General features: G+C 69.9%; 10 protein-coding genes and 1 pseudogene. 9 read left to right on the top strand and 2 right to left on the bottom strand.

The window, feature by feature from the left end:
- Positions 1-901 (top strand): acyl-CoA dehydrogenase family protein (locus VD972_RS01630; protein ID WP_324979684.1); only part of this gene is annotated, 901 nt, incomplete at its 5' end.
- An 87-nt stretch (positions 902-988) separates the two neighbouring features.
- Here VD972_RS01630 and VD972_RS01625 read toward each other — a convergent pair.
- Together VD972_RS01625 and VD972_RS01620 are read right to left on the bottom strand one after the other, a co-directional pair.
- Positions 989-1,708 (bottom strand): PilZ domain-containing protein, encoded by a 720-nt coding sequence (locus VD972_RS01625; protein WP_324979682.1) that lies wholly within the window; start codon positions 1,706-1,708, stop codon positions 989-991.
- Between the two features lie 105 nt (positions 1,709-1,813).
- Positions 1,814-2,437: a hypothetical protein gene (locus VD972_RS01620; RefSeq protein WP_324979679.1), complete on the bottom strand. Its 624-nt coding sequence runs from the start codon at positions 2,435-2,437 to the stop codon at positions 1,814-1,816.
- A 344-nt stretch (positions 2,438-2,781) separates the two neighbouring features.
- Between VD972_RS01620 and mraZ the strand changes: the two genes are divergently transcribed.
- From mraZ to mraY, 8 genes and pseudogenes are all read left to right on the top strand, one after another.
- Positions 2,782-3,231 (top strand): division/cell wall cluster transcriptional repressor MraZ, encoded by a 450-nt coding sequence (mraZ, locus tag VD972_RS01615; RefSeq protein WP_324979677.1) that lies wholly within the window; start codon positions 2,782-2,784, stop codon positions 3,229-3,231.
- A 47-nt stretch (positions 3,232-3,278) separates the two neighbouring features.
- Complete coding sequence (locus VD972_RS01610) at positions 3,279-3,662, top strand: STAS domain-containing protein (protein WP_324979674.1); 384 nt, start codon at positions 3,279-3,281, stop codon at positions 3,660-3,662.
- Positions 3,663-3,673: 11 nt separating this feature from the next.
- Positions 3,674-4,579, top strand: coding sequence for a 16S rRNA (cytosine(1402)-N(4))-methyltransferase RsmH (gene rsmH, locus VD972_RS01605; protein ID WP_324979671.1), 906 nt, complete (start codon positions 3,674-3,676; stop codon positions 4,577-4,579).
- Positions 4,576-4,971: a cell division protein FtsL gene (ftsL, locus tag VD972_RS01600; RefSeq protein ID WP_324979668.1), complete on the top strand. Its 396-nt coding sequence runs from the start codon at positions 4,576-4,578 to the stop codon at positions 4,969-4,971. The genes rsmH and ftsL overlap by 4 nt, the downstream gene beginning before the upstream one ends.
- Complete coding sequence (locus tag VD972_RS01595; RefSeq protein ID WP_324979665.1) at positions 4,968-6,989, top strand: penicillin-binding transpeptidase domain-containing protein; 2,022 nt, start codon at positions 4,968-4,970, stop codon at positions 6,987-6,989. Before ftsL ends, VD972_RS01595 begins: the two co-directional genes overlap by 4 nt.
- Before the next feature lie 47 nt (positions 6,990-7,036).
- Entirely contained in the window at positions 7,037-8,563 is a 1,527-nt protein-coding gene (locus VD972_RS01590) for a UDP-N-acetylmuramoyl-L-alanyl-D-glutamate--2,6-diaminopimelate ligase (RefSeq protein ID WP_324979663.1), read from the top strand.
- Between the two features lie 24 nt (positions 8,564-8,587).
- Positions 8,588-9,991 carry a UDP-N-acetylmuramoyl-tripeptide--D-alanyl-D-alanine ligase gene (locus VD972_RS01585; protein ID WP_324979660.1) on the top strand — a complete coding sequence of 468 codons (1,404 nt, stop codon included), beginning with the start codon at positions 8,588-8,590 and terminating at the stop codon, positions 9,989-9,991.
- A pseudogene (gene mraY / locus VD972_RS01580) lies at positions 9,991-10,177 on the top strand (phospho-N-acetylmuramoyl-pentapeptide-transferase); the annotation flags it as partial. The gene VD972_RS01585 and the pseudogene mraY, both read left to right, overlap by 1 nt.

The raw sequence follows: 10,177 nt of genomic DNA, 5'->3' as shown, positions 1-10,177 counted from the left end.
CACCCGCGAGAAGTTCGCGCGCATGGCCACGCTCATCTACGCCACGGAGACCATGACGTACCGCACCTCGGGGCTGGTGGACGCGCGGCTGGCCGAGCGGGATCGGCAGGCGACGGACCACGACGCGCACGTCATCGCCTCCATCGAGGAGTACGCCATCGAGTCCTCCATCATGAAGGTGTTCGGCTCGGAGGCGGCCGGGCAGAACGTGGACGACGCGGTGCAGATCCACGGGGGAGCGGGCTTCATCGAGGAGTACCCCGTGGAGCGGGCCTATCGAGACGCGCGCATCAACCGCATCTTCGAGGGCACCAACGAGATCAACCGGATGCTCATCTCCGGGCTGTTCCTGAAGCGAGGGGTGAAGGGCGAGCTGCCGCTGTTCGCCGTGGCTCAGTCCGTGGAGGAGGAGCTCACCCAGGGGACGCTGCCACGCCCGCGCCGGGACGATGCGCTGGCGGAGGAGGAGCAGGTGGCCGAGCTCCTCAAGCGCATGGCGCTCTATGGCCTCAAGGTGGCGGCGGAGACGTTCGGCACGGAGCTGGAGCAGCACCAGGAGGTGCTCGCGGGGCTGGCGGACGTGGTGATGGACGCGTTCGCCATGGACTCGATGGTGACGCGCACGCGCCAGAGCGCCTCCAACGGGACGCTGGATCCGACGCGGGTGGCGATGACGCGGCTGTACGGGATGGACGCCATGGCGCGTTCTTTCGACCGCACCCGTCGTGCGCTGTGCAGCTCGGCCCAGGGCGAGGCGCTCCAGAAGCACCTGGCGAGGGTGGCGCAGCTGCAGCGCTTCACGCCGTACAACCCCGCGGAGCTGCGCGAGCAGGTGGTGACGGCGGTGGAGCAGGCCGGTGGCTTCCCGCTCTGGGAAGCGTCGGAAGGCGACCTTCAATGAGGGTCAGCCAGGCTGGGCGTCAGCAAACCTGTCATACAAGCAGACAGGTTCGGCAAGAGCGCGCCCGGGGTGAGGTGGTGAGTCGCCTCACGGCATCCGGGAGATGGCTTCCTGTCCGAAGCTGACGCGCGCCCACCAGGGACCCGGGGGCAGGGCGTCCAGCGCCAGCAGCGACTCCAGCCGCTCGGCCGTGTCCTTCGGCAGCGGCTCCGTGAAGCCCACGCCGAAGATCGGTGTCACCGGCGAGTGCGCCCGGAAGGCCGTCGACGCCCACACCACCTCTCCGGGCAGCAGCAGCGGCCCCGGAGCCAGCTCCATCTCCAGTAGGAACGGCGTCCCCACCTTCACCATCGGAGGCAGCGCGGGCGCGTCCACCTCCATCCCCACGCCGCCGCGCGAGATGTCCCGCACGTAGAACACCGGCGAGAACGGCGTGGACTCGATGGCACGCACGTTCAGGGGGATGCGCGGGTACTTGCGCATCTTCTCCTGCTCCTGCGCGAAGATGCGCTGCAGCACCGCATCCAGCGCCACCCGATCCACCCCGGTCGCGTACTTCACCGTCAGGTGGTAGCGCCCTCCCGGCCGCGGGGTGATGTGCACCACCTCGCCCACCACCTCCACCGGCTGCGCCACGCCCTCCGCCTGCATCTCGAAGACGAAGCGCGTGCCTCGCGTCAGGCTCCGGCGCGTCTCCAGGGTCACACTCCCCTGGCCGACGCTCCGCGTGTACTCGTCGATCAGCGCCTCGGGCGTCTTGTAGGTGACTTTCAGACGGACGCTGGAATCTTGCTCGGAGATCTGCATGCGCGGGCTCGCCCCTATGCTCTGGCCTCCCACCGAAAAACACAAGGCCGGGCCTCCCTCGCGGGTAGCCCGGCCTTTCCCTGTTCAGCCGTCAGGCCTGGATGATCACGACTTCCCGTCGTCCTGGGGGATGCCGCCCTCGACGTTAATGGTGACGGACTCGTTGGTGTACACGTAGCTGCCCTCGGAGGTCTTGATCGTCCCGTTCAGCTTGACCGTCACCGAGCCCGAGGTGGCGCTGGTGGCCGCCACGGAGACCGTCTCGGTCACGTCCGCGTCGATGAAGTCATCGATGTCGCCGCTGATCTCGATCTTGCCCTTGAGGCGCATGGCCAGCTCGAGCGAGGTCGCGGTGCCGGCGAGGCTGAGCTCCATCGTCATGGTGCCGTTGAACTCGTTGACGCCGTCCTCGTTGCAGCCCTTGTACTCCAGCGCGTACTTGAAGGAGCCGCTCTGGGTGCCGCTGGTGAGGTCCAGCTTCAGCTTGACCGAGCCGCCCTGGGCGCAGTCCACGGACACCTCGATGTTGCCGGTGGTGTCCGCGCCGCTCGCCAGCGCCCTCAGCAGGCTCTGGCCGTTGCTGTTGCCGCCCTTGCCCGCCGGCTGGCTGGCCTCGAACAGGGCCTTCGCGGCGCCCTCCTTGCCACCCCCCAGCTTGGCGCCACCCCCACAGGCCACGAGGGCGGTGGTAGCAACGGCGAGGAGCGAGAGACGAATGATGCGCGACATGTGCTGTGCCTCCTGAGGGCCGGCGCGATGGCACCGCCCCATGCGACGCGTCCTCCCGGCGAGGACGGGCGACTTCCCGCTTTGGGGAAGGCCTCGCCGGCTTAGCAGACGGCCCGTCAGACGGGCAACGCACACTCCGGAGGGCACGCCACACACCGCGCCACGCGCACCCACGGATCCGCCGAGCGCCACCGAGCGCCGCCGATCCATGCCTGTTGCATTTCTTGACCGGGTGGGGAGCGGCGCGTATTTTCCGCGGCTCAGTGGCAAGAAGTGGCAAGGAGTGGTGGAAAATCCCGTGCCGTGGTGGGGCGGTGGCACGCCCGTGAGGGGAAGCGCTCCGCGTGTTCCGAGGCGTCTATGAGCACCAGATCGACGCGAAGGGGCGCACGAGCCTCCCGGCCCGCCTGCGGGAGACGCTGGTGGGCACCTACGACGAGCGCCTCATCCTCACGACGGCGCTGGATCCCTGCCTCCACGCGTACCCGGTGCGCGAGTGGGAGGCGCTCGAGACCGCGCTGGGCAAGCGCAACCCCATGGAGCCAGGGGTGAAGACGCTGATGCGCCTCTACGTGGCCAGCGCCCAGGAGTGCCCGCTCGACAAGATGGGCCGCGTGCTCGTGCCGCCGCCGCTGCGCCAGCACGCGGCGCTGGAGAAGGACGTGGTGTGGGTGGGGATGGTGAAGGTGATGGAGCTGTGGAGCCGCGCCGGCTGGGCCAAGGCCCAGGAGGACGCAAGGGCTCAGGCGGACTCGGTGGATGTCGCCCGAGTGCTCGCCGAGCTGCGGCAGTAGCCATTTTCTCGACGGACTACGGAAAACCCGAGAGTGTAGGGAGGTGTATGAACCAGGTATCGGAGGCGAGGCGGACTCTGGCGGCGGACGCGAGCAGCGACCGCGTGGAGACCGTGCTGCTGGAGGGGGAGCTGGGGGAGCGGGAGCTCTCGCAGGTGTGCGAGGAGCTGGCGCGCCGTCTGCAGCGCGGCGTGCGCCAGGTGGTGCTCGACTTCAGCGAGGTGGCGCACCTGGACTACCGGGGGGTGCGGCCGCTGATGGCGCGCTCGGAGTCGTTCCGGCGCGCGGGGGGAGATCTCAAGCTGGCCGGCTTGTCGCCGTACCTGGCCGCCATCTTCCGGGCGGCGGGCGCGCACGATCGGTTCGAGATGTACCCGCATATGAACGATGCCCGCGCGGCCTTCGCGCTCATGCGGGCTCCTTTCGTCTAAGGCGGCCTTCTTTGGCCTTCAGCCATCAGACCGTCCTGCTCGAAGAGACGGTGGAGCTGCTGCAACCCGGAGCGGGGAAGGTGATCGTGGACGGGACACTGGGTGGCGGTGGCCATGCGGAGGCGCTCTTGGCCCGGGGCGCCACGGTCATCGGCGTGGACCGCGATCCGGTGGCGCTCGCGGCGGCCACCTCGCGGCTGGGCGGCAATCCCCTCTTCCAGGCGCGCGCCGGCACGTTCGGCGAGCTGCCCCGGGTGGCGGCGGACGTGCTCCCAGTGGAGGGCGTGCTGGTGGATCTGGGGGTGTCCTCGCCGCAGCTGGACGTGGCCGAGCGCGGCTTCTCCTTCAACAAGGACGGGCCGCTGGACATGCGGATGGGCCCCGAGGGCCGCACCGCCGCGGAGCTGATCGCCGAGGAGGACGAGCGTGAGCTGGCCCGCATCATCTATGAGCTGGGCGAGGAGTCCTTCTCGCGGCCCATCGCCCGGGAGCTCAAGCGCGCCCTGCCCACGCGCACGCTGGAGGCCGCGGAGGTGGTGAAGCGCGCGGTGCCGCGCAAGGCGTGGCCCAAGAAGATCCATGTCGCGACGAAGACGTTCCAGGCGCTGCGCATGGCCGTCAACCGCGAGCTGGAGGAGCTGGACTCGCTGCTCATGGCGCTGCCCCAGCTGCTCAAGGTCGGGGGAAGGGCTGCCGTCATCTCGTTTCACTCGCTCGAGGATCGCAAGGTGAAGGAGGCCTTCCGCACCCTGGTGGGCGTGTGCCGCTGCCCGCCGGGCCTGCCGGTGTGCGCCTGTGGCGGCCCGGGCGACTTCGCCCTGCTGACGAAGAAGGCCGTCTCCGCCTCGGAGGGAGAGGTGGAGGCCAACCCCCGCTCTCGCAGCGCGCACCTGCGCGTGGTGGAGAAGATTCGATGACCCAGGTGAGCTCGCGAAACACAGTGTCGGTGGGCCGCGTGCTGGTGCACCTGCTGCCCGCGGTGCTGCTCTTCGCCCTCTTCGCGGCGGTGGGCATCCTCCACGTCACCAGCCGGGTGCTGGTGGTGGACATGGGCTACCGGCTCTCCAAGGCGGAGTCCGAGGGCCGCTCCCTGACGCGCGAGAATGATCGGCTCAAGCTGGAGCTGGCCACGCTGAAGGCCCCGGCGCGGCTGGAGAAGCTGGCCCGCGAGCAGCTGGGCATGATGATGCCCCCGGGCTCGGCGGTGATGTCGCTGGAGCCGGAGCTGCCGGGCGTGCGCCGCAAGGGCAAGGGCGAGGCGCGCAAGCCCGCGGGGCTGCGTGTGGCTGAGCGGGAGAACGCTCGGTGAGGGATCTCAAGGCGGCGCGCGTCCCAGAGACGAACACCCGGTGGCTGCGGCTCCGGGTGATGCTGATGGGCGGGCTCTTCCTGGGCCTGCTCGCGGTGGCCTTCGGCCGCGCCGTCTATCTCCAGGTCTACGAGCAGGACAAGCTGCGCGAGCTGGCCCAGGATCAGTACGTCCGCCAGATCGATATCCCTGCCCGGCGCGGCGACATCTTCGACCGGCGCGGCACGCCGCTGGCCCAGAGCGTGGAGGTGGACTCCATCTGGGCGGATCCGTCCATGCTCCAGGATGTGCGCAAGGCGGCTCGTGCGCTGGCCAAGGCGCTGAAGCTGGGCGCGCAGGACGCGGAGGAGCTCCAGGCCCGGCTGCAGCGCGGCAAGCGCTTCGCGTGGGTGAAGCGCCAGGCGAAGCCGCAGGAGGTAGAGGCGGTGAAGGCCCTGAGCCTGGCCGGGATGGGCTTCACCAAGGAGCCCAAGCGCTTCTACCCGCAGCGGGAGCTGGCGGCGCAGGTGATGGGGGTGGTGGGCACGGATGGGCGCGGCCTCGAGGGGCTGGAGCTGGCCTTCAATGACGAGCTGTCGGGGCAGAACTCGAGCCTGTCCGGTTTCCGCGACGCCAAGGGACGCAAGCTGCTGATGCAGGGCACGCTGGATCCGATCGAGCGCGAGGGCGCCTCCGTCACCCTGACGCTGGATCGCCACCTCCAGTACGTGGCGGAGAAGGCGCTGGTGCGCGCGGTGGAGGAGTCCAAGGCGGTGGCGGGCACGGTGGTGGTGTTGGATCCGAAGACGGGCGAGCTGCTCGCCCTGGCCAACGCCCCCGGCTTCAACCCCAACACACCGGGCTCGGCCCAGCAGGAGGCCCTCCGCAACCGCGCCGCGCTGGACGCCTTCGAGCCCGGCTCGACGACGAAGGCCTTCGTCATCGCCGCGGCCCTGGAAGAGAAGGCCCTCAAGCCCGAGGACGTCTTCTTCTGCGAGAACGGCGCGTGGAGGATTGGCCGCTACACCATCAATGACACCCACTCGTACGCCTGGCTCTCAGCGAAGGGCATCCTCCAGGTCTCGTCCAACATCTGCGCCGCCAAGGTGGGGCAGGTGCTGGGGCGCGAGAGGCTGGTGGCCTACTACCATGCCTTCGGCTTCGCCGAGCGCACGGGCCTGTCGCTGCCGGGCGAGGGCAAGGGCATCATCCCCTTCCCCAAGGCAGAGGTGGCGCTGGCCACCCAGTCCTTCGGCCAGGGCATGACGGCCACCGCTGTCCAGATCGCCGCCGGCTACGGGGCCCTGGCCAATGAGGGCGTCCTCATGCGGCCCTACCTCGTCTCGAAGGTCGTGGATCCGGATGGGGTGGTGCTGCTAGAGAACCGCCCCGTGGAGGTTCGCCGCGTTGTGTCGTCCAAGGTGGCACGGCAGGTGGTTGGCATGCTCGAGAGCGTGGTAGCCAAGGAGGGCACCGCTCCCAAGGCCGCTATGCAGGAGTACCGGGTGGCTGGAAAGACGGGCACCGCAGAGAAGGCGGACCCGGTCGCCCGGGGGTACTCGGACAAGCGGATCGCCTCCTTCGTCGGCGTCGTACCGGCCGACAATCCGCGCGCTGTCATACTCGTAGTGGTGGACGAGCCGAAAACAGACGTGTACGGGGGTCTTGTGGCTGCCCCCGCCTTCAAGGAAATCGCTACCGCCGCCATGGCTCACCTGGCCGTGCCGTCTTCGCGCACGATCTCGCCGGAAGTGGCGGTAGCACCGGTCGCGCCCCCGGTGGCGGCAAAAGCCCCTCTGACTCCCAAGCCCACCCCTGAGCGGCCCACCGTGGCCGTCCAGGAGGGTGAAGGGTCTGGCACGGTGCGTGTACCGGACGTGCAGGGGCAGGTAGGGCGCGAGGCCGTGGTGAAACTGCTCGCCTCGGCATTGGAGCCACAATTGTTGGGCAGTGGACGCGTGGTATCGCAGACCCCCGCCGCCGGTGTGCTGGTGGACAAGGGGGCACGGGTGACGCTGGAGCTGGCGACGCGGCCCTGAGGCCGCACCAGGCCGGGCCCCGCGCTTGCAGTGCTGAAGGGGAAACGATGAAGCTGACGGATGTCCTCGCAGGGTGTGGAGCGGAGCAGGTCTCGGGCGGTCGGTCCTCAGTGGATGTAACGGGGGTGACGCAGGACTCTCGCCGAGTGAAGGCCGGTGATCTCTTCATAGCGGTGCCTGGGACGAAGGAGGATGGCGCCCAGTACATTGGGGAGGCAGTCTCTCGCGGTGCAGTGGGTGTGGTGTCCGAGAAGCCCGTGGGCTCCTCGCAGGTGCCTTTCTTCAAGGTGAGCAGCGCGCGCAAGGCGCTGGCCCTCATCGCGGCCAACTTCTACGGCCGGCCCGCGCAGCAGCTCACGCTGCTGGGTGTCACGGGCACCAACGGGAAGACGACGGTCACCTACCTGCTGGAGGCCATGAGCACCGCGGCGTACGCCTCCACCGGTGTCATCGGCACGCTGGGCTACAAGGTCGCCGGGCGCACCGTGGAGCTGGCGAACACCACGCCGGACGCGCTGGAGCTGCACCGGATCCTCAAGGAGATGGTGGACTCGGGCGTGGAGACGGTGGTGATGGAGGTGTCCAGCCACGCCCTGGTCCAGGAGCGTGTGCACGGGCTCACCTTCAAGGCGGCGGCCTTCACCAACCTCTCGCGGGATCACCTCGACTACCACAAGGACCTGGAGGACTACTTCCAGGCCAAGCGGCGGCTCTTCTCCGAGCACCTGTCGCCCACCGGCGTGGCGGTAGTGAACGGGGACGACACCTACGCCTCGCGCGTCTACAACGAGCTGCGGGGCCAGAAGCGCATGGCGTGGAAGTTCAGCCGCCAGGGCGCCGGGGAGATCTCCGCCACGGACGTCTCCTACTCCCTGCAGGGCATCAAGGCCACGCTGAAGACGCCCGCGGGCGACATCCCCGTGAAGAGCCGGCTGATGGGGCCGCACAACCTGGAGAACATCCTGGCGGCGGCGGGCGTGGCGCTGGGAGCGGGCATGGCCCGGCGGGACGTGCAGACGGGCATCGAGCGCATGACGAAGGTCGCCGGCCGCATGGAGCTCGTGGAGAACTACATGCCGGGGCCCGCGCCCTCGGTGCTGGTGGACTACGCGCACACGGATGACGCCCTCAAGCGCGCGCTGGAGGCCACGCGCACGCTGGCCAAGGGCCGCGTCATCGCCGTGTTCGGCTGCGGCGGGGACCGGGACAAGGGCAAGCGCCCGCTCATGGGCACCGCGGCGGCCGAGGGCGCCGATCTGGTGGTCGTCACCAGCGACAACCCGCGCACGGAGGATCCGGAGGAGATCATCTCCCAGGTGACGCCGGGCCTGGAGAAGGGCGGGCTGCGGCGCATCTCCGCGGGCAAGGCCAAGAGCGGCGAGAAGGGCTACCTGGTGGACGTGGATCGCCGGGCCGCCATCGAGACGGCCATCGGCCTGGCGCAGGCGGACGACGTGGTGCTCATCGCGGGCAAGGGCCACGAGACGTACCAGCTCGTCGGCAGCGAGCGGCGCCAGTTCGATGACCGCGAGGCCGCGGCCAAGGCGCTCGCGAGCCGCCCCCCGCAAAGCTGAGCGCAGCGCGACGCCGGAGCCTCCATGGTCGCTCGATTCACGGACGAAGAGGTGGCAAAGGCGACCGGGGCGAGCCGGCGCACCGGCTTTGCCCCGGCGGTGTACACCGAGGTCTGCACCGACACGCGGGCGCTGTCGCAGGGCTGCCTCTTCGTGGCGCTCCATGGCGACCGCTTCGATGCCCACGCCTTCCTGGCCCAGGCACGAGCGGGTGGCGCGACGGGCGCGGTGGTGCGAGATGACCGGACGCTGCCACCGCTGCCGGGGACCTTTCCCCTCTACGCGGTGCCGGACACGCAGGAGGCGCTGGGGGCGCTGGCTCGCTTCCATCGCCAGCGCTTCCGCATCCCCGTAGCGGCAGTGGGCGGCTCCAACGGGAAGACGACGACGAAGGAGATGGTGGGCGCCATCCTCGCCACGCGCGGGCCGGCGCTGAAGACGGAGGGCAACCTCAACAACGAGGTGGGCGTCCCGCTCACGCTCTTCCGCCTGGAGCCGTCGCACGTGGCGGCGGTCATCGAAGTGGGCATGAACCACCCGGGCGAGATCACCCGGCTGGCGCGCATCGTCCAGCCAGATGCGGGCCTCATCACCGTGGTGCAGCCCGAGCACCTCGAGGGGCTGGGCAGCCTCGAGGGCGTGGCCGAGGCGGAAGGGGAGCTGTTCCGCGAGCTGCGCCCCGAGGCCGTCGCGGTGGTGAACCTGGATGACGCGCTCCTCCCGGCGCAGGCGGCCCGCAGCGACGCGCGCAAGCTGACGTTCGGGCGCGCGCAGGCCGCGGACGTGCGGCTGGAGCGGGTGGAGACGCTGGGCCGCGAGGGCCTGCGAGCCACGGTGCGCTACCAGGGCAAGGAGTGGCCGGTGCGGCTGCACTTCATCGGCGAGCACAACGCGCTCAACGCCACGGGCGCCTTCGCGGTGGGGCTCGCGCTGGGCTACTCGCCCGAGGAGTGCGCGCGGGGCCTGGAGACGGCGCGGCCCTACGCTCGGCGCCTCAATGTGGTGGACGGGCTCAACGGCATCACCGTGGTGGACGACTGCTACAACGCCAACCCGGCCTCCATGGACGCGGCGCTGGACACGCTGCGCACGCTGGTGCCCTCGGGCGGGAGCACGGTGGCGGTGCTCGGAGACATGCTGGAGCTGGGGCCCGGCGAGCTGGAGGAGCACCGGGCGCTGGGCGAGCGGGCGGCGGGCAAGGTTCAGCGCGTGGCTTTCTTTGGCCCTCGCTCGGAGAAGGGCTTCCGGGCGGCCTCTGGCCTGGGGGACGCGGCGGCGCACTTCACCGAGGTGGGGCCGCTGGTGGCGTGGCTGCAGCCCCAGCTGAAGGCGGGGGATGTGGTGCTGGTGAAGGGCAGCCGCGGCATGCGGCTGGAGCGGGTGGTGGCGGCCCTCACGGGCGTCGCGGCGCCTGGAGGTTCGCACTAGTGCTGTTCATGCTTTACGAGTGGTTGAAGGACACCGGCACGGGCCGGATCCTCAACTTCCTGCGCTACCCCACGTTTCGCATCATCGCGGCGGGGGTGTTCGCGCTGCTGCTGGGGATGCTCATCGGCCCCAAGCTCATCGCCCGGCTCCGCCTGAAGCAGCACGGGCAGAGCAACGTGCGCGAGG

This window comes from Hyalangium sp., from assembly GCF_035629615.1.
GTDB lineage: Bacteria > Myxococcota > Myxococcia > Myxococcales > Myxococcaceae > Hyalangium.
The sequence above is the reverse complement of the archived record's forward strand: the minus strand, read 5'-3'. Positions and strand labels throughout refer to the sequence as shown.